This window comes from Bremerella sp. JC817, from assembly GCF_040718835.1.
In the GTDB taxonomy this organism is placed as follows: Bacteria; Planctomycetota; Planctomycetia; order Pirellulales; family Pirellulaceae; genus Bremerella.
The window spans coordinates 1-19,556 of sequence record NZ_JBFEFG010000259.1; the positions used below are offsets into that span (position 1 = coordinate 1).

Annotated in this window: 22 protein-coding genes; 17 read left to right on the top strand and 5 right to left on the bottom strand. The window is 53.4% G+C overall.

Features of this window, described 5'->3' with window-relative positions; all coding sequences use genetic code 11:
• Positions 1-498: 498 nt before the first annotated feature.
• Together AB1L30_RS04870 and AB1L30_RS04875 are read left to right on the top strand one after the other, a co-directional pair.
• The gene (locus AB1L30_RS04870) at positions 499-1,830 is read left to right on the top strand and encodes an ankyrin repeat domain-containing protein (protein WP_367012298.1); all 1,332 of its coding nucleotides are present in this window, start codon (positions 499-501) and stop codon (positions 1,828-1,830) included.
• 300 nt (positions 1,831-2,130) lie between these two features.
• Entirely contained in the window at positions 2,131-2,796 is a 666-nt protein-coding gene (locus AB1L30_RS04875; protein WP_367012299.1) for a hypothetical protein, read from the top strand.
• A gap of 275 nt (positions 2,797-3,071) precedes the next feature.
• Here AB1L30_RS04875 and AB1L30_RS04880 read toward each other — a convergent pair whose 3' ends face one another.
• A complete protein-coding gene (locus AB1L30_RS04880; protein ID WP_367012300.1) occupies positions 3,072-3,569 on the bottom strand; it encodes an SMI1/KNR4 family protein in 498 nt (165 codons plus the stop codon).
• 375 nt (positions 3,570-3,944) lie between these two features.
• Here AB1L30_RS04880 and AB1L30_RS04885 point away from each other — a divergent pair, with 375 nt between their 5' ends.
• Positions 3,945-4,424 carry an SUKH-3 domain-containing protein gene (locus AB1L30_RS04885; RefSeq protein WP_367012301.1) on the top strand — a complete coding sequence of 160 codons (480 nt, stop codon included), beginning with the start codon at positions 3,945-3,947 and terminating at the stop codon, positions 4,422-4,424.
• A 71-nt stretch (positions 4,425-4,495) separates the two neighbouring features.
• Here AB1L30_RS04885 and AB1L30_RS04890 read toward each other — a convergent pair whose 3' ends face one another.
• On the bottom strand, positions 4,496-4,663 hold the full coding sequence (locus AB1L30_RS04890; RefSeq protein WP_367012303.1) for a hypothetical protein: 168 nt from the start codon (positions 4,661-4,663) through the stop codon (positions 4,496-4,498).
• Positions 4,664-4,909: 246 nt separating this feature from the next.
• Between AB1L30_RS04890 and AB1L30_RS04895 the strand changes: the two genes are divergently transcribed.
• From AB1L30_RS04895 to AB1L30_RS04915, 5 genes are all read left to right on the top strand, one after another.
• Positions 4,910-5,938, top strand: coding sequence for a hypothetical protein (locus tag AB1L30_RS04895; protein WP_367012305.1), 1,029 nt, complete (start codon positions 4,910-4,912; stop codon positions 5,936-5,938).
• A gap of 77 nt (positions 5,939-6,015) precedes the next feature.
• Entirely contained in the window at positions 6,016-6,144 is a 129-nt protein-coding gene (locus tag AB1L30_RS04900; protein WP_367012306.1) for a hypothetical protein, read from the top strand.
• Between the two features lie 15 nt (positions 6,145-6,159).
• A complete protein-coding gene (locus tag AB1L30_RS04905) occupies positions 6,160-6,660 on the top strand; it encodes a hypothetical protein (protein WP_367012307.1) in 501 nt (166 codons plus the stop codon).
• 291 nt (positions 6,661-6,951) lie between these two features.
• Positions 6,952-7,263, top strand: coding sequence for a hypothetical protein (locus AB1L30_RS04910; protein WP_367012308.1), 312 nt, complete (start codon positions 6,952-6,954; stop codon positions 7,261-7,263).
• Between the two features lie 224 nt (positions 7,264-7,487).
• Entirely contained in the window at positions 7,488-8,480 is a 993-nt protein-coding gene (locus AB1L30_RS04915; protein WP_367012309.1) for a hypothetical protein, read from the top strand.
• A 247-nt stretch (positions 8,481-8,727) separates the two neighbouring features.
• On the opposite strand, the gene AB1L30_RS04920 is transcribed toward AB1L30_RS04915, so the two are convergent.
• The gene (locus AB1L30_RS04920) at positions 8,728-9,315 is read right to left on the bottom strand and encodes an SMI1/KNR4 family protein (RefSeq protein ID WP_367012310.1); all 588 of its coding nucleotides are present in this window, start codon (positions 9,313-9,315) and stop codon (positions 8,728-8,730) included.
• Between the two features lie 209 nt (positions 9,316-9,524).
• A complete protein-coding gene (locus AB1L30_RS04925; RefSeq protein ID WP_367012311.1) occupies positions 9,525-10,148 on the bottom strand; it encodes a hypothetical protein in 624 nt (207 codons plus the stop codon).
• Between the two features lie 1,314 nt (positions 10,149-11,462).
• Between AB1L30_RS04925 and AB1L30_RS04930 the strand changes: the two genes are divergently transcribed.
• The 9 genes from AB1L30_RS04930 to AB1L30_RS04970 all read left to right on the top strand — a co-directional run bounded on the left by AB1L30_RS04930 (position 11,463) and on the right by AB1L30_RS04970 (position 19,057).
• Positions 11,463-12,929 carry a hypothetical protein gene (locus AB1L30_RS04930; RefSeq protein ID WP_367012312.1) on the top strand — a complete coding sequence of 489 codons (1,467 nt, stop codon included), beginning with the start codon at positions 11,463-11,465 and terminating at the stop codon, positions 12,927-12,929.
• Between the two features lie 299 nt (positions 12,930-13,228).
• Entirely contained in the window at positions 13,229-13,798 is a 570-nt protein-coding gene (locus tag AB1L30_RS04935; RefSeq protein ID WP_367012313.1) for a hypothetical protein, read from the top strand.
• Positions 13,799-14,010: 212 nt separating this feature from the next.
• Entirely contained in the window at positions 14,011-14,421 is a 411-nt protein-coding gene (locus AB1L30_RS04940) for a hypothetical protein (protein ID WP_367012315.1), read from the top strand.
• A gap of 284 nt (positions 14,422-14,705) precedes the next feature.
• Positions 14,706-15,395, top strand: a complete 690-nt coding sequence (locus AB1L30_RS04945) for a leucine-rich repeat domain-containing protein (protein WP_367012316.1) — start codon at positions 14,706-14,708, stop codon at positions 15,393-15,395.
• Between the two features lie 64 nt (positions 15,396-15,459).
• Positions 15,460-15,747, top strand: coding sequence for a hypothetical protein (locus tag AB1L30_RS04950; RefSeq protein WP_367012317.1), 288 nt, complete (start codon positions 15,460-15,462; stop codon positions 15,745-15,747).
• 196 nt (positions 15,748-15,943) lie between these two features.
• Positions 15,944-16,639, top strand: coding sequence for a hypothetical protein (locus AB1L30_RS04955; RefSeq protein WP_367012318.1), 696 nt, complete (start codon positions 15,944-15,946; stop codon positions 16,637-16,639).
• 244 nt (positions 16,640-16,883) lie between these two features.
• The gene (locus AB1L30_RS04960) at positions 16,884-17,366 is read left to right on the top strand and encodes a hypothetical protein (protein ID WP_367012319.1); all 483 of its coding nucleotides are present in this window, start codon (positions 16,884-16,886) and stop codon (positions 17,364-17,366) included.
• Between the two features lie 296 nt (positions 17,367-17,662).
• Positions 17,663-18,682, top strand: coding sequence for a hypothetical protein (locus AB1L30_RS04965; protein WP_367012320.1), 1,020 nt, complete (start codon positions 17,663-17,665; stop codon positions 18,680-18,682).
• Between the two features lie 45 nt (positions 18,683-18,727).
• Positions 18,728-19,057, top strand: coding sequence for a hypothetical protein (locus AB1L30_RS04970; RefSeq protein WP_367012321.1), 330 nt, complete (start codon positions 18,728-18,730; stop codon positions 19,055-19,057).
• An 8-nt stretch (positions 19,058-19,065) separates the two neighbouring features.
• On the opposite strand, the gene AB1L30_RS04975 is transcribed toward AB1L30_RS04970, so the two are convergent.
• Positions 19,066-19,482, bottom strand: a complete 417-nt coding sequence (locus AB1L30_RS04975) for a hypothetical protein (protein WP_367012322.1) — start codon at positions 19,480-19,482, stop codon at positions 19,066-19,068.
• Between the last annotated feature and the right edge of the window lie 74 nt (positions 19,483-19,556).

A 19,556-nucleotide genomic window follows, 5' to 3' on the forward strand; every position in this document is an offset into this window, starting at 1 on the left:
CGTGCGAGTAGGGCCGCATAAATTTGCCCGCCAGCTTCATGCTGAGGCGAGCCACGGCGATCAGGTTGTTTTGCTTCGTGCTCATGCCTGATAATCTAACGCTGGGGAATTGAAAACGGAAGATTGGTTTTCAACAGGGCAAATATTTTCAAAAACCTAAGCCCTCAAGAGCGAGAAAGCATCCGCCTTTATGTCCCGGCGATAGTTGACACCACTATTCATTCACTGCTCTCCATGCTTGATGAAGACAAATACGGAATTCGCGTGACTATCGAAGATGCTGGCGTCGACAACATTGCCGATATAAGCGATGGACTGCCACACGAACTATCGACAGAGGATGGATGGATAGCTAAGTACAGTCGTTACCCCGAGATTCGATAGCCAGGGTGCCATGGCAACGCCCCTGCGTGGCGACGCTTTGCACCGTGAAAAGATCACGCACTTCGCACTGGCCAGAGGCCAGTGGCACACGTAGGATGCGGAAGCAGGTGTTAGGTGTTGCCAGTGCCGCCTGGCCGAACAACGGCATTTAATCGCGCTGGGGTTACCCTTCATCTCCTGAAACAGCTTGGTTATTCCGGAGATGTCACCCAATTGCAAAAAGACGCAAGCAACAACTTGACCGTCATACGTATCGAAGGAGAAGTCGTGGGTTTCCTACCGGCCGCGGGATTTCCTCCCACCATCGTCAATATTCAAACCAGTGATCCTGGTCTGCCGGAGAATCTCCAGGAACGATGGGACCAGAAAATCATTGCAGGTTTCGTTCAACGCCACTCAATGGACTTCCTGCTTACCTCGTTAAGAAAGATCGTGGAGGGATCACAACACATGGCGCTGCGATTCTGTTCGCTAAAGGGAGCAATAAGACAGCACCGGTCGCGATTTGTTATGGCTGCGTGCACTACCATTGCCTTACTGCTTATCAACACGGCCATATGCGAGAGACAAGTCTACGCCGTGGACCCCACAACTTTAACGCAAAGCCAGCTTCAAGCGATCGTTGAGAAGGCATTTGACGAAGAAACGACAGTTGAACTAACCATGGCCCTTGTCGCTGCACAACGTCTCAAAGTTACTACCCTGATAAATCAAGAGAGGGCTGACATCAATGCAAAAGGGAATTTTGGCGTACGTCCGATTCATTTCGTGACCGACTGCGGGACGTTGGACAGCGTGAAGCTGGCACTTGAATTTAAGGCAGATCCGAATGTGGTTAGCCAAAGTCACCTGACACCTCTGTACCTGGCGACTAAGAATCCTGAGTCTTTTGGCAAGTTCAAGTTATTACTTGCAAATGGAGCAGATCTCTCCTTGGCGGATGAACATGCCATGGTCGGGTACAACTACGGGCTGGCATTTCGCCTTTTAAGGCACTCCTGGAAAGATGGTCGATATCACGTCGAACTGGCGGAAAACTTTTGGTGGTATTTAGACCATGGGGGAGACATTGACGCCAGGCTTTTCATCGGGATGCCAATCCTGGAATATCTCCACATGCGCAATTCCTTCGAGTTTATCCACGTATTGCTTTCGCGCGGGGCGAATCCATTCCTCGATTCAGACAGCTACGCATCCAAGATGAAGCAGGAATATTATACGAGAATGGCGGACGATCCCGATCATTGGTTGGAAAAGATCAGACAGAAGCTAACTACGCTTGAGGACAACAATGAACTGAAAGAAGAAGCAAAAAGAAAAGACAATCAGCTGGAAAAGTTGCATCAGCGATATCCATCGCAAATCGCAATCGAAGCAGGTCTGAAGTGGGAGGAAATGGAAGACATTATCAAGTCACTCAAATCGCATGACAATTCGGATCGCTAGCGGCTGCTTCAAAACCCAGACGTTATAAACTTGCGCCAGGTACCGCCTTGCGTGACACCTACCATCGAAACGAGTCCTTCGATGGCAGGAAAGCCTGAGGTTCTGCTCACCGGCGAGCAGTGGGAAATGGTGACACCGTTCTTTGCTGAGGTCCCGACAACTCGGCCAGGGTGCCATGGCAACGCCGCTGTGTGGCCATGCTTGGAAGAGCCAAGTGCTATTCACTCGGTAACCCAGTACGCACTTCACACTGGCCAGAGGCCAGTGGCACGCTTAAGATGCGGGAGCTGGATCTTGTCGATGCCAGCGTTATTTTGCCGAGCCCAGGGTGAGGAAATCGATTCATTTTCCAACCGCTGGCTTGAAAGACGCAAAGTGAGTCAGGGAGTTTACGGCATGTGTTATCGCAAGTTGTGGTCCGGTACTTTGTGGACAATTGCCGTTGTCACCGGTGTATTGCCGTGTGAAATAACTAGTGGTGCAGATCCGAATGATGTAGTGCAAGATCCGAATACCTGTGCATTCGCAGAAGATGTATTTGACTCGTTGCCGTCTGGTATGACGGGCAAGGTAAGGTATTCGGCTGGACAGGTCTTTGTGGATGTCGCGTTGCCAGAGCAAGAACTTGTACCCCGAAATGGCACGGGATTGCCCCCTGGCACAAAATACGGAGATTGGAAAGCGACTTTCATTCTCGTGCCCGTTTTGAGCAAGGATGATCTAGAGGCAATTCGCGACTTGGAATCACAACATGCCTCGAAGTTGCAAGAGAGTGTTCCAACGTATGCACACATCGCATGTCGTAACTATTGGTTTCGAGTTACTTACGGACGTTATCTGCCGTCGTCTGGTGCGGCAAGGGAAAAGCTCAGGGAATTCATCCACACGTTGGGGGAGAAGTCGACGAGCTTAATACCGAATAACGATGGAACCAGTATCTTGGTTCGACAATTGTTAACCGAGTAGAGTTTCCAAGCCCATCAAAAGACATTTCGTAGTGAATGGTGTCTGCGTGGATGACTTCCACGTTTCGGCTGGGTGTGACTACTGAAAGCCCCAACTGGTTCGATTTCCGACCATGTGCCACTGCTGCACTCCGTAGTTTTAGCAGGGTGCAGGCCCCTGCGTGGCCACGCCTTCACCCGCGAAACGCGAGAACCCGCCGAAGCCCGATTCCGCGTGAAAGCTCGGCATGCACTTCGCACTGGCCAGAGGCCAGTGGCACACGTACGATGCGCTCGTTAAAGAGTCTTCAAGGTGCCGTTTTGCATCGACTGCAGGAGCTTACTGGCCCACTCCCGGATGGAAAGGTGTTCGATGGGTCGGTCGGAGTCCGACTTCCAAAAGGCAATCAGTTGGCCAGCCATGCCACCGTCGACGGCCTCGGTGTCGACGCAAAGGTAACTGCCGCCGCCGTTGTGCAGGAAAGGGATCCAGCCGCGCCGCCAGTACCGTGGATCTTCAAAATCGCTGCCGATCATGCCGTCCAGTTCTGCCTTCGTTTCACAGACCTCGTCGAACGTCATGAAGGTCCGATTGCCTTGCATGGCATCGCTTGACATCGGATCTTGCCCGTCATGCCAGCGGTACAACGCGATCAAGTCTGCCGGCAGTTCCTGTGCGAATGCCGCTGCAAACGCCGAGAACTTCTCAGGCATCACGCCCGATCGCAACCGCCTGTGGTAAGCAGGCCGATGGACACGCAACCAGTCATCGATGCCCTTCAGAATCTCTTCCATCTCGACCTTTAACGCAGAACGAAAGCGATAACGGATCCGCCGCCCATGGGCGATAAACTCTCAGCCCGCGTCAGCAGCGGCCAACGTTTGATCCGATCGTTTATACTGAAAGCCAATCACGCAGCCAAGAGAATCGTCGCTACCCATATGGCGTTTAGAACGATTGCCAGGGTGCCATGGCCGTAGCAATATTACACTGGTAGCCTGCTGACACGCACTTCGCACTGGCCGAAGGCCAGTGGCACACGTACGATGCGAAGCTGGTGTTAGGTGTTGCCGGTGCCACCCAGCCGAATGCCTGGGCACCCGAGGCATTGTTTGCCTATTGAACCGTATGAGTCGTCGTGCCAATACTGGCAATATCAGGAATTACCGATGCAGGTCAACTGGTCAAAAGTGTGTTCTTCAGAAGTCATTTCTCTCATGAGAGAAGCTGGATGGTCGCCTGGGCGGGAGGTGTCCCCTGAACAATTGCACAAATGGAAAGTTGAACTGGAATCGGACGGATTTACGATAACGGATAACGCACGGAAAGTATGGCACGAACTTGGTGGGCTCAAAATTCATCAGCGAACGCTTGCGTCTGGACAGATCATTCCCGGACTGGATTTTGATCCTTTATGGGCAGACGGCGAATTTGATCGTATTGAATACTGGGAACGGAAGCTGAGTACCCGAATGACTCCCATCGGTATGATTGGAGGGGGGATGCTGATAATGCTGGCTGAGGATGACACAGTTTATATGTGTTTTGGCCCGACATTGTTCTTTTGTGCACAATCATTTACCGAAGCTATGGACTCACATTTGGTGGTTGATAAGAAACCACACCAATGGATCGGTGACATTGAATAAACTCTACTCTGTTGAAACAAATCCGGGGTAAGGTGCTTTGTTGCGAACTAATCGTTTGCAGGAGTCCTTATTCAATCGATCGCCACGCTGGCACGGACTTTGGTGACAAGCTCCCTGGCGATCACTTTCAGCTCACCTATCCCCATCACCTCGGTCGCACTGTTGCCCTGGGGCAGGGCATTGATACCGTTCGTCAATCTAGGTGCCAGGGTGCCATGGTCACGCCACAGCGTGGCCATGCTTTCCAACGCGACACGATCGATCTCGTCGAAGCGACATTCACCTGGCTACCTGAGACGCACTTCGCACTGGCCAGAGGCCAGTGGCACACTTAAGATGGCAAGTCCGGGTTGGTCGTTGTCCGGGCCTCCTGGCCGATGCTACGGACTACACGCGGTTTATTCAGAGTCATCATGAGAGCCATGGGGAGTTTCGTCGTCCGATTGTGGAAACGGAAGAGGGAAGCCCTGACTCAAAGTTGTTTCATGGTACTGGCCGTCACCAAACCGATTGCATCTGTTGTTATTGCCTCGATCTTGCTCCTGGTCATTATCATCGGTTGTGAGCGTGGGCACGTAGATCCCACTCGTCTCACCGATCGTCCCGGGGGTCGAACAACAAGCCAGGACTTAGCCGCGATCGCTGCGACGTTTCAATGGGAAACGGATAGGGACGTGGCCCAACGAAGAGGGGCGGCCATTGAACGGTTGAGTGAGCTCGGTCACGTTGACATCGCACAAAACTCATTGGACTGGGTCAACTATCGCGTGGTTGAACTCGAGAATCGTATCGACGTACCCTTGCCTGACAAGCTTGTGGAAGGCGTGGCGTTCGAAATCGAATGGCTAGGGGGAATAACCGAGACTGATCTCGGCGTTCCAATTCCACCCATGGCTGAAGAACCCACCAACCTTCCCCAGTGGAGAGTCAATGACAAGTTACTCGCAGAGACGCTACCTCACCTTCCCGATTGTCGATATTTGATTCTGCAGGGGTCGCTGGTAACCGATAACGGTATCGCAACGGCATGCGAGATTCCTTGCCTGGCAGAACTTCGAATCGCCAATACCTGGATCCATCGCTATCCCTCGTTAGTCACGAATCAGGCCATGCGTCACGTGGGCCGACATCCTTCTCTGCGAAAGGTGAGTCTTAAGTGCCAGCCGATCACCGACGAAGGAATCGAGCTTCTGAGTCAAAGCCGCACCATCGAAGAAGTCGACCTATGCAACTGTCCAATTACGTCGAATGCGATCATCTCGCTGGCCAGGATGCCGAACCTGTCATCGTTGAACGTGAGCACTTCTGACAGCCAATACATCGCCCCTCGGGCATACACGCCAGACCTCAGCAGCTGGTCCCCAGAAATAGGTCAGGCACTATCAGAATTGGATGGGAAGTTGATCTCTGTGACCATCCAAAATGTGCCGCTTCATCCCAAGATTCGGCAGGCATTTGAAAACATGGAATCGGTAACGGACTTCAAATTCAATGAAGTTTCTAAAGCAGAGTAGGGGTTTGGCCAGTACAAAGTGGATCATGGGCCTGAACGCCAAGGTGCCATGAAACGATCGATCTCGCCGAAGCGAAAATGACCACGCATCCTGACACGCACTTCGCACAGGCCAGAGGCCAGTGGCACACGTATGACGCGAAGCTGGTGTTCGGTGTTGCCAGTGCCACCCAGCCGGCTAAATCGAACTTCACCGAACTTTCCTAACGTTGAGTTTTAATAATGGCTGATCATTTAATAACTAAAGGTGCGCAAGACGCAAGACGAGATTGGGAACAAGAACGCGGTTGCTTCATGAACTTCGGCGAATTGTATAGCTATCGGCCAATTATAACTAGCCAAGGATACTACATGCGACTGTCGTGCGATGAATGCTACGTCAATGATTATAATACTGAGATGACACGGCTGATATCTGAATTTGGTGTCCCATGGTGGGCGCCAGGTAGTCGCATCCCTTCAGAAGAGATTGTTCGAGAGCTACTCGAAGATGGTACGTCTTACGAGAGGTATCAACCACCGAGTAAAAAAGTAAGTAACCTGCTTTTGTCTCGTGAATCGAACTGGATATCGGAACATGGTTGCAAGCCCACCGTCATCGCAGTGGACCCTGAGCGTCAAGTGCTTTTGGTTGGTGGGCACACTTCAAGTGGCTTTCGTGTTGACATCGTTGATCTGGTCTACAATTCATGGATGCATACTTATGAGCCTGGGCAGATTTAGGCTCTGTCAGAAAACGGTGATTTGACTTTCAATTGATGACCTCCAACCGTTGAAGAGCACATTCTCTTTTCAACACACAGAGGTCCATCATGGCACGCCACTGCCAGGGCCACGCCCTTGTGCGACCATGCTTTCCAACGCGACACGATCGATCTCGTCGAAGCGATATTGACTTGCCAGCCTCACACGCACTTCACACTGGCCGAAGGCCAGGGGCACACGTAAGATGCACCCACTTGTTTGCTGCACAACTCTTATGGCTTGCTACGGCACAGCTCGGGGCGATGGCCAATGATCATTCGTGATCGCGAGGGGCGGAATCTGGCTCAGGTTTGGAAGTCGCAGCGGCGGGCGATTCGGGCCGAGTTTTCTGCCGGGAACATTTCGGTTTGGTTCACCGGATATGTCGAGTCGTATTCCGAGACCGAGATCGTCCTGGCCCGCGACTCCGATCAGATTTCGATCTCGCTCTTCTGTGCGAACTTCCGCGTGATCGAACCTGATGGCTCGTCCAACGGCATCCAGTGGCAAGGCTTCGCGCGGGTCGTCGTGATTACGACCGACGCAAACACGGCCTGCACGTTGTGCGAACTGAATGCCTGACGATTCGCCTCGCTTCGACTTTTTGCTGGCCAGCAATCGCCCCGCCACGTAAGATGCGAGTCAAACGCCAGGCAGGTCGCCACACGAGAGAGCATGCGTGACCGTGACCAAAGAGATGCAGTGCCGCCTAACGCTGAACTACGACCACGACTGCGCCGAAGACCCCAAGTTCTACGACGATTAAACCGCTTCGCGATCAAGTCCAGCCAGATCCAGGACATGCCATGAACACCAAGCCGATGCGACGTTGCTGGATGGTATTGCTGCTGGGCGTTGGCATGTTGGTCGGATGCTTTGGCATGACGCAGGTCGAGCACGCGCATGTTGGGTTCGATCTTTCGCCGGACGGGCAGACGGTGGTTTTTTCGTCCTCGAAAGGAGACCTGTTTCTGTGGGAGATCGAGTCCGAAACGCTGACTCGGCTGACCGATACCAGCGTCATCGAAACGCTGCCATGCTTTTCGCCGGATGGCAAGTCGATTGTCTATGCCCGGAGCCAGGCCAAGGACAATTCGTTTCAAATCTGCCGGCTCGATATCGACACGCAGAAGGTCACCGAGCTGACCACAACGCCAGACACCAACGACATGTGTCCGCAATTCAGCACCGACGGCAGCACGGTCTTCTTTGCTCGGGCCACGCTGCTTCGCGACTATAGCCTGGGCGGAAAGATTTGGGACAAGTGGTATGTCTGCCAGGTTCCCGCCGCAGGAGGCCCGGCCACGCAGATCACCGACGAACCGTACGCTTCGCTCTATCGCATCGTGCAACAGGCCGATGGCACGCTGGTCTATTCCGCCGACAATTATAAGATGCCCAGGGTTTTTACGCGGCTGTATCGCGTGGGCGAAGATGGGATTCCCACGCCATTCACGCCGGCCGATCCCGACGCGGCCCTTCGCAAGGATGCGCGCTACTACGACGTGGCGCTGGCATCCGACCAGCAGACGCTTGTCTACGTGTGTGACGCGCGAAAAGACTTCTATTACGACATCCGCTCCGACCACGGAGACGCGGCGCCGCAGTTTCTCGCACGCAGCGAAGTCCGCTTGAATCGCCACCCAGCCATGGCGCCCAATGACGAGTACGTTTATTTTCTGGCCGGCACCAGCGCCAACTTCAGCAACCGCACCATCTATAGCCTGTGGCGAGTCGATCGCAACGGCGAAACAGAAGAGGTACTGCCAGAAGCGATGCTAACCGACCCGGTGCCGTAACACCCGCCAAAGCCAGGTGCCATGGCCAAGTTCCGCCGCGATGCGATCAACCTCATCGAAGCGTTATCCGCCCGTTAACGTTCCCCTCACTTCCCACTGGCCAGAGGCCAGTGGCACACGTACGATGCGAAGCTGGTGCCAGCGCCACCCGGGCGCACAGAAGGTGCTGGCACTACAAAAAGCCAATGAAGTCGATAAACGGTCATTACGACATTGCAACCTGAAGTTCTTTGCATTCACAAAAACACTATTCTTCCATTATTTCAAGACGCTGGAGAAAGTCTCCAAACGAGTCGGCGATCTCATAAACGTTTTGGAACATCGCTTCTGGCGGCCTTGGTACACCGTAATCTTCCAAGTAGTCTTCTTCGTCCAACGGTTCGTTAGCTTGATCCCAATAGTACACCTTCCCGGCCTCGTTCCCCTTTATTCCGAGACAAATCTGGCCCGCTCCGCCATCATCTCCTATTGGGATGATGCTTTCTGGCATTCTGCCAGTAAAACATTGAATCCGCACTTGCAGGCTGTACGGATCGCTTTCATCTCTCTTGCCCCCGTAGAATGCGTCGAACAATCCTTTGGATGTCTCAGAAATGTGCGACGGCAACGGATTCTTGGAGCAAAACACGATATGTGGATTATCTGGCGAAGCCCCATTAAATGTGGAAGCTCCGCAGGTCAACAAGAACTGTCGATAGGCTTTGGGGAGACAGACTCCGATTTGTTTCTCAACATCGGTAATCTCGGAATGCGTTGCCGGAGTGAGTTCATCCCCTTCAATTCCTTTGATGCCGCCAAGCCGTGAAAATGCTGTTATATCCATTGCCATAATCATAGTCTCTCCTGCCTCAACATGGGTTGCCAGGGTGCCACGGCCCTGCGTGGCCATGCTTTCCGCCGCGAAGCGTTCAACCTCATCGAAGCGTTCCCCACCCGTGAACCTTCACTTCACACTGGCCAGAGGCCAGTGGCACACGTACGATGCGAAGTTGGTATTAGGCGATGCCAGTGCCACCCGGCCCGAAGATCGTGATGCAGAAGCAATCATATTGACACCAGAGCCTCACTGCACTTTTGCCTTCGATCTTTAACCCAATCGAACGGCTGATTGCTGTGTTGCTCAACGACAATGTTGAAATGGTTCTTCGCTCTGTCCTGATCGCCGAGAACTTTGTAGCCAAATGCAAGGTTGTAGTGCTTCCAACCTTCATCGACACCGAAGAATGACCGAGGATCAGTAGGCGTTTCTATTGGGTTGGATGTCCGTTCAGCATCTTCGTACATCTCGATCATTTGCCTCACGTTACGAATGCCATTCAGAAAGGAAACGCCAGTGTGCAATAGCAGAGACTTCAACTGGCCGTAACTCGCCTCAAGGTCAGCCTTGGATTCGTGGCCCATCGATAACTCAGCTTTCCCAACTAGCCACCCAACATTGACGACATGATCGTATACATCTTCCGCCGCAACACCATCTGCCGTGTGCTTCCAGCCTAGGTTGCATGTGAATTTTCCGTCTAACCAGTCGTGCCCCGGTTGAACCTCAATGAACTGGTCGATGTGTGGAACAATTCTCTTCAACCGAAATGGCCCATCCAGCACAAACCCATGTGGCTCACAAGCAGTAGCCAAGTGCTTAACTTTTGTCTTCAGCATAGCTTTTGACATGACAATCATCTCGTCTTGAAAATTACATCTTGTGCTCTGATTCGTTCACCAGTTACCTGCTGACTGTTTGTACGGATGCGTTGAAGCACAGCCGGATCGATAGATTGGCCTCAGATGTCCAAGATCATACCTTGGAATGAGCCACTTGACTAATTCGCCCGGGTGCCATGGCCACGGCCCTGCGTGGCCATGCTTTCCGCCGCGAAGCGATCAACCTCATCGAAGCGTTTTCCACCCGTTAACCTTCCCCCTTACTTCGCACTGGCCAGAGGCCAGTGGCACACGTACGACGCGAAGCTGGTGTTAGGTGTTGCCAGTGCCACCCGGCCGATAGAACGCCTGCTGCCTGACGCCCAGTTTACGGCAGACCTTTTCCATCGGAGTCCCTGCCTCTGTCTGTTTCAGTGGGAATGCGAGCTGCTGATCCGGTAATTTCAACTTCTTCACAGTCATTTTCTCCTCGAAAATGACGACCAGATTTCACACTGACTTTCTCACTTACGTTGGTTCAGTCTTGCGTTGCAGGTCGAAGGCAAAACCGTTTTTGCTGCTACGGTTCTTTCTTTTTAAATTGCTCCCAGAAACCTGGCCTTGGTAAAGGGTCAATATGAATTGAAAAATGCGCGGAATCCTTAGAACAATAGACGGCAAAACACTTGTACGCACCAGTCGTCTCATTATACGACCCATCGCACCTCAGCAAGGACCTACACTTTGGGCAGTGAACATCCTCACCTTGCTCCATATGTCGAAACAGATCCGTAGACGACATAACATTCCTACCATATACCAACATAACTTCCTCCGCCTAATCAATAGCCAGGGTGCCATGGCTCTGCTATCCGTCGCGAAGCGATACACCTCTTCGAAGCGAAATTGCCCCATGAACCTTCCCCTCATGTCACGCTGGCCAGACGCCAGTGGCACACGCACGATGCGAAGCTGGTGCCAGGCGTTGCCAGGGCCACCCGGCCACTGGGTGATTGAAGACGGAAGGTTGGATTTCAACAGGGCGAGCTTTATTCTAACCCTGCCCGGGTGCCACGGCCTTACGTAGCAACGCTTTCCGCTACGATGCGCTCAACCTCATCGTAGCGTTACCCACCCATCAACCTTCCCCTCACTTCGCACTGGCCAGAGGCCAGCGGCACACGTAAGATGCGCAGTTGGTGCCACCCGGCCGCTCAAAAGGTCTGGTCTGCTGGAACAATCAATTTTAAAGAACAGTACCAAAATGCAACGGGCACAAGTCTAGATGACTTTTCCATCAAGAGAAATTAGGTTGGCGAGCCCTAGTTGCAGAGGAGAAGGCCAATGATGCATTTCCGTAATCTTAGGAGACGACCTCTCATCGGCCTTGGCCTGTTGCCGTTGATTTTCGCGACATCCAGCATTGCCTATGGTCAGCAAGCTACGGATTTCACGTCTCAGGGGGAATATCCACCAGGATTTATCCGTTGTGTACTCGATCTGGATAGGAAGACCGCTCGTGTTGATGCGTCGGAAGTCCGACTAGGTTTGGAAGCTTGTTACGGCACTCTCTTCAAAGAACAACAGATAGCTGATGCAATGGATGGCGTAGGGAGCTTCACGGCACTCGAAGAATGTTCTTGGAGTGGGGACATACCTATTGGCATCTTGCTGAATCACGAGAGCACCAGCAAGAGATTACGCCGACTGAAAGTGAATCTGGGGCCATTCCGGTCTCGCCCATCGGAATATCCGACTCTTCCAGAATTGGAATCGTTGTCGTGTTCTTGTGGCACGATGAGCTTGAAAGATGCCGAGGTTCTTGAAGCGGTTCGAAAATCTCCAAAACTAAGGGAATTGCACCTGAGGTTAGCCAAATTAACGGAGGTTCAATTGGCTGAACTGCTACAAGCGTCTTCAATAGAGCGTCTCACGCTTGAACAATGCGAGTTAGAACACAACACCCTAGCGGCGATACCGAAGAGCACGTCGCTGACCGATTTGACGGTAAACTACGATGGAATAACCGAAGATATCGTCGATGATCTGAGTGAACTCAAAAGGTTGACTGTTATCTTTACCGAGCCTGTCGAAAATGTTGACAAGCTAAAACAGATGAAGTTGAGCGGGGTTCGCTTCCACTTGTCAAACCCCGATGACGCTCGCTCAATTCTAGCTGCCCTCCCCAAGACACATATGAGGGAGTTATCCATAACCGGAAGGCTCGACCAGTCCCTTGTTGATCAGATTGTTCGCCTCCCTCATTTAACTCGTTTATCACTCCAGGGTGAATTTGATCAAGATGCGCTAGAACGAATTGGGCAGGCAAAGCAGCTTGAGTATCTCACCATCGAAAGCATGGTGCTTGGAGAATCGCCTCGGCTTTCGATCACCTGGTTATCGCAACTAACCGCGCTGAAGCGTTTGAAGTTGTCGCACCTGGAAATCGTCAGTGACCCAGCTAGTTTGACTAGACTAAAACTTCCCTCTCTTGCTTGGATAGAAATTGTTTCCGTGGAGAACGCTGGGAAGATGGTTGAACAGTTGCTTGCCAATGGCGACACGTTAAAGACCATCGCGATGTACCCAGATCAATTCAACACGCTGAAAGAAGGTTGGGAAATTGACGATCAGTCATGCTCACATGTGGTGCTCCATCTAATTGCTGATGGAGATGACGTTCATGACTTGGCTGTTCTAAGAGGTGTACTATCAGGGAAACCACATTTCAAAACACTGCAGGTTGTTACAGATTTTATCCACATTGACGAAGTCCGGAGGATCGTAGCGAAAGTGGCAAGCATGCCATAGCTCCTCGGCAAACACTGAGGCTGACTCAATGATTATGGATAAACACCATCTCAGCCAGGGTGCCATGGCCACGGCCCAGCGTGGCCATGGTTTCCGTCGCGATGCGTTCAACCTCATCGAAGCGATCCCCGCCCGTTAACCTTCCCCCTCACTTCGCACTGGCCAGAGGCCAGTGGCACACTTAAGATGCAAATCTGCTTCTGGTCGTTGCTAGTGCTACCCGGCCGACATCTTGGTTGTGCTGTCGGTCTACCCGGTGCAGAACCGTTGGATTTCGAGGATCTGTTCGAATACGCGATATGAAACTGCCCCCCTTCATTACGAAATGGTCGTTGAAAACATTACTCTTGGTGCAACTCGCCATTGCTCTCGGCCTCTGGAGCGTTGCGAGCTATTACTGGAGAGATTATGAAACTCCAGAACTATTGCGGAAGGCAGGGGCAATACCAAAACACGCAAGTGCGTTTTACGTCTCACGCGGCGGCGACATAGGAGTTATGGGGCGTTCGGTCAAAGACATCGAGAGTGAGGAGATCCATCTGGCTGCAAGTGATGTTGCCGGTGTATTCGTCAAGGACAAGAATTGGAATAAACAGGAGGTATTTCGCCTTTTGGATTGGCTTCCACAACTACAGTTTTTATCACTGGAGCATCGAGAAATCGGGGATGACGATGCCAGGTTCCTGGCGACACTAGACGTCGCAATGCTTAATATCTGTTTTAACCCGTTATCGGATGACGGTCTTATGGCACTTACCGCCAACAAGTCACTTAGGCAGATATGGATCTACAGGACGAACACAACTGAAGAGGGAAGACAGAGGTTTCGTCAACTTCGCCCAGATGTACTAGTTCATGATCGGCACTGAAAATGCGCTCGTGCAGCCCGGGTGCCATGGCCACGGCCCTGCGTGGCCATGCTTTCCGCTGCGATGCGTTCAACCTCATCGAAGCGTTTTCCGCCCGTTAACCTTCCCCGCACTGGCCAGAGGCCAGTGGCACGCGTACGATGCGAAGCTGGTGTTTGGTGTTGCCGGTTCTGCCGGGCCGGATCCGCGGTATAGATAAAAGTAGAGGTTTCATGAAGAGTGTGAACTACTACGTGCTTGGGCAGTTGTTTCGGCTCTTGGAGCGCGTGGAGCTAATCGATGGAGTATTTATGGGAGATTACGATCCTGACAATCCATCGGACGTGGAGGCATTGGCTTGCGAGTTTTTGTGGCCATCGGTTCGGGAGGCTACCCAAGAAGGTCAAATGGCCATCAGGAACGCGCTCATCTTTTATTCCAGTGCCAACAGTGCCCCAATTCAAACAATGAAAGATCGATGCCAGGAGCTAACGTTGCCAGATGCTGATTCGTGGCCGTTGTTTTTCAATCGGATAAGTCAAACCATGTTTGGCGATAACGACTGCAACCAGTTCGATCCAAGCGAATACATTGAGATTCCAGACGAAACAGCCAGCGAATTCGTCCTGATGAGAAAAATCTAGAACGACTTTGGATTTGACTTGTGTGCCTACGAGATAACGGCAATTAGGCCCAGCCCGGGTGCAATTGCCACGACCCTGCGTGGCCATGCTCTCCGCCGCGATGCGTTCAAACTCATCGAAGCGTTATCCACCGACTAACCTTCCACTCACTTCGCACTGGCCAGAGGCCAGTGGCACACGTACGATGCTAAGTTGGTGCCAGGCGATGTCAGTTCTGCCGGGCCGCTGTTGGTCAGGGCGAGTGCTTTGCGTGACTTGCCGACTCCTTTCCGTGGGAAACCTTGATGCCAATGCCTCTCGAACGCCCGGCTTGCAAGTGCTTTCAGTCTGCTGGTGAGTCTGTGATTCACACCGAGCCGCAAGACCTTGAAATCGACGCGTGGCATCAACTGCTCGAATTGATCGATCGTGCTGTGGCGACTGGGGCAACTGAATTCGCCCCTGGGCCGGCTCTTGGCTGGGAGACCTGGTGGCAGATCGTCACGCTGCCTCCATCGATTGGCAGATTGACGTCGGTCCGAAAGCTGATGCTGTACGGCAGCAATCTTGATCAGCTACCGCCAGAGATTGGCGAGATGGAGTCGCTGGAAGAACTGGAACTGTACACTTCGTATCGCCTGCATTGGCTTCCGTACGAAGTCACGCGTTGCCCCAACTTGAAATCGAGCCTCATCAGCACCCGGGCCTTGTACGGCAACTACAAACAGCGGCATCCATTTCCGCGTCTGCAGGACGGGCCCGATTTCCTGCCTGAGGTCACTCCCATGCAGTGCAGTGTTTGCCGCTCGCCCCTCGCTTCGACGATCAAGCGTCGCTGGATTTCGCTCAACATCGCCACCGATGTCGTCCCGTTGCTCGTGCATGCCTGCTCGAAGGACTGCCTCGATTCGCTGCCGACACCACCAAGCAACTACGTAAGCCGCCCGCACACCGGCGGCACGCACCTGCATCAACCTCAACGAGGTCGCATGTAAACCGCCCTGGTACGCCCGACCTCCACGGTCGCTGGTACAGCAATCATCTCGAAGGATTAGCAACGTGGATTCTAACTTGCAGTCGGCTTGGATCTTCATGGGAGAGGGCGCGACGCATCCGGCGGGTCTGTTTTCAACGCGAGAACTCGCGGAGCAGTGGATTCTGCGGCACCAGGTCACCGGCGTCCTGACGCGGTACCCCATGGATCAAGCGCTGTACGATTGGGCCATCGCAGAAGGGCACTTCGCCCCGAAATTCCCCAGCCAGCAACGTAGCGAGTTCGTCCAGCGATTCACGTCTGCCTACGCCGAGCACTACCACTATGTCGATGGCATCGAAGCAGGCGCATAGCGTCGAAGCTCAGGGTGGCTTGCATTCTGATTGTCAAGGATTACTCTCACCGAAGAATTAATCACCTGATCGCCTTCCCTTCACTTCGCACTGGCCAGAGGCCAGTGGCACACGTGTGATCTGAAGTTAGTGCCAGGCGTTGTCAGTGCCACCCGGCCGACCACCAAGATTCCCATAAACCGTGGGCTAATCGAGAATGAAGATATTTGAAAACGAAGATTTAGAGTCGTTTCAGGATCGCGATTCTGGAGCCGTGTTCGCTGATATCGAGTTTCGGAACTGCTACTTTCGTAGCTGCATTGTTTCCGTGACCAAGGATCCGGCACTTCGTTCATACGTGAAGAACGTAACGCTTCGTCAATGCTCTCAACGAGGCTGCGCCATCTATTCCGGCATCTTCGAGAATGTGGTCGTCGATGGTTTGAAAACGAATACCCAACTCGTTCAAGTATGGGGGGCCGTCTTCAAGCACGTGGTGCTGCGAGGCAACATTGACCGCTTAATGATTAGCCCCAATGTCGATGTCAAAGGGGAGAGACCAGCGGTCCAGGTAGCATTCGATCAAGCCAACTCCGAATACTATCGCCATGTCGATTGGGCACTCGATATCAGCGAAGGTGCGTTCAAAGACCTCTGGATCCAAGGTGTGCCGGCCCACCTGATTCGACGCAACCCTGAAAGCCAGGTCGTGGTCACTCGGGAAAAAGCGATGGCTGGCGAATGGCGAGAATTATCCCTGCATGAACAAATCTGGTCTTTGGCCCTGCGAAGGTTCTTGGAGGGCAAGGACGACGCTGTCGTTCTTGTGGCCCCGAAACGTCATCGCAAGTTCCGGCGGTATGTCGAAGACCTGAGAACCCTTCAGCAGGCGGGCGTTGCTGAGCCTGATTAGAATGGGTGCCATGGCCACGGCCATGCGTGGCCATGCCTTGCGTCACGGAAAGCTCCACCACATCGAACCGTTATCCACCGATTAACCTTCCACTCACTTCGCACTGGCCAGAGGCCAGTGGCACACGTAAGATGCGAAGCTGGTGCCATGCGGTGCCCGTGCGCCAGCGGACGCTTGGAAGCGGTTCGTGCAATGGTCTACAGAACCAGGGGGACCTCGGCCTGATTTGGGATGTGATAAAGAGATGAATGACATTCACCTGAACGTTCATGGCTTGGGCGTATTCCTATATTCCCCTTTTGCCGCAGAGACAATCGCACCTCACTCCAATTTCCTGGAGCAACGTTTTCTTACGCCCGAACAAGTTCTGCCATTTGTTTACGAGGGCACATTGGTTGCGTTTCAGACTGGCGAAGGCTTTTTCCGACTTAGATTTCGTCAGGGTTACCCTGCTTACCCTGAAGAGTATTTGACCTACATGCTCCGGCTTGCCGTGCTCGTCAAGGGCGGCAAGCTTTGCTTCCGAGACTTATCCGATCTCTATGACTGGAATCCGCACTGTAGCCAGGAACAACAATTGAGCTTGGATGACGGCTACTACCACCTTTCTGTCTGTAGCAATCGAGATCTCACGCAGGATGAGATCGACATTTTGATCTACCTCAACCCCCTTGAAGAGATGCCCGCGCTTGATTTTCGAGGCAACGTGCCGGTCTTGTTCGGTTGACCGCCCAGGTGCCATGGCCACGGCCCTGCGTGGCCATGCTTTCCACCGCGAGGCGATCATGTCGTGGAAGCGTTATCTCCATCAACCTTCCACTCACTTCGCACTGGCTAGCGGCCAGTGGCACACGTGCGATGCGATGCGGACGCTTGTCCGCGCCAGTGCCATCGTGCGGTCTTTCTTCCGATGAAGATTCGACTTCTCTGGAACTGCCCCGGTGGCATGCGTCTGATAAGACATCTATGCTAGGCGTGTTACCCATTCCATTCACCTCTTGTTAGTAGCAGCAACGGTTGACCATGGCGTACGTCCTCGGCTCTGCGGTTTTGAAGATGGAGGCGAACTTGAAGACCTACGCGGCACTTCGCAAGCGGTTCAAGTTCGACGAAGTGCTGTTTGGGCGTGGAGCCGATCCGTGGGTCATTTCGTTCTGGTACGATCTGCCGGCCGGGCCACTCACCAACTTTCAGGTAGACCCTGGCCAAGACAAGCTTGCCTCGCTCGAGTACTCTTTGTGGCAGTCGGCCAAGGACCGCACGCTGTTTCCAGCGACGATCGAGCTGGCAGGTTCGCTTCTGCAAGATCGGATGGAGCTTCATTCAATCGGCAAATTCCCGGACGGAGACCTCTGGGTTGTCCGAGACCGCGTGGATGGCGACACGTATAAAGTGAACTACGATTCGCACACGATGCTGCCCCCAATTGATGTCGCGTGGATCCGGCGATGGGCAGCGACGGAGCTTGAGATCGAGCTCTTCGAGCCTGGTAACGACACCGCGACGCTTTTGAAATTGACCGGACCAGACATCGAGAACTACTTCGCCACAGTCGACGCGACAAGTTTGCAATTGAAGTCGATCGAGTTCAAAGGGCCCACGCCAGAGAACTACCGCGAGCTGCTTGGCGAAATCAGCGAACCGCTTCTCTCACTGGACGCCTATGTGCAAGTCGGTGTGAATCTCGCCTACCTCGAAGACCCTCTCGCCGCGCTCGCTCGGCATCGAGACCTGCTGCCCCATTTTGAAGGCGTGAAGGTCTCGGGAAAATACGCCGACGGTTTCGATCCGTTTGAAGCGACGCATGAAGGCATCGACTCAGGCCGGCCTGTTCGCTATCCGCTGGCCTGGCGGTTGTACGACAAGCGCGGGCTGCTTCAGCTCGACCTGCTTTATCGTGTCGATGGCACGCCGCAGTTCGAGGTGCAGTTTATCCCGACACGCCCCAAGGTGGACGGGGACAAAGAACTTCTCAAGCACTTGAAAAAGCTCGACTGCGAATACGAGTTGTGGGATGGCGAGCCGTTTGGTCGCTGGCAGTAAACTTGTTGCGAATCACCACGACGAACTAACCACGAAAGGCATCGCATGTTAGAAGACCCCGACCAGATCGACATGGTGCTGAAAGGCAAAGATGGCATGATCACCTTCGTGATTATCGACGCCGGCATCACGACCGACCAGGACAAGCGGCTGGAACTGCTGAACCACAAGATCCAATGCTGTGCCGCCGCCTTGTGCGACCCGGACCAGTGGCAAGAATTCGGCGGCCCGACCGAAGTCGCGGTGGAAGTTCAATGCAACTTCGAAGTCAACGAAGAAGCCCCACCCCAACAACTAAACTTCACCACCCCCGCCGGCCAAGACATCTCGATGACCGTCCGATTCGTCTACCGCCCAAGTCCGTACGGCGGGTAGTGGGGGGCCTACCCGGCCATTTCATTCACTTTGGTACCAAGCCGCTGCGCGATGGTTTCTGCGAAGGGGAGGGCGTGTTCTTCTGGCGTGCTGCATTGCTTGAGGATGTAGAGGGTGTCGGCCGACATGATGAGCCGAAATTCTGTCTCTTGATCGATCACTGCCAGTAGCCAAATCTCGCCGAAGCGACGAATGTTTCTGACCTTCGATTGCAGGAACACATCCTTGACCCGGTCAGGCGAGTCGAGCATCGCGGCCGCCTCGCGGTATCGTTCTTCGTACACCTCCATCATGTCTCGCCGCACAACCGTCGTTGCGGGAAACAGCGATTCGATCTCCGCAACCATCCGCGGCAACGTCGATGGGCCGAACCCGAACACGCCATAAGCGGTCACGTACGCCCCCTCGTCAAACTCCCACCTCATCGCCGACACCTCTGCTTGACCTGACCGTGATTCCGCGTGACGCGCTGTTGATCGAGATCGCGCCACGTGCTTCG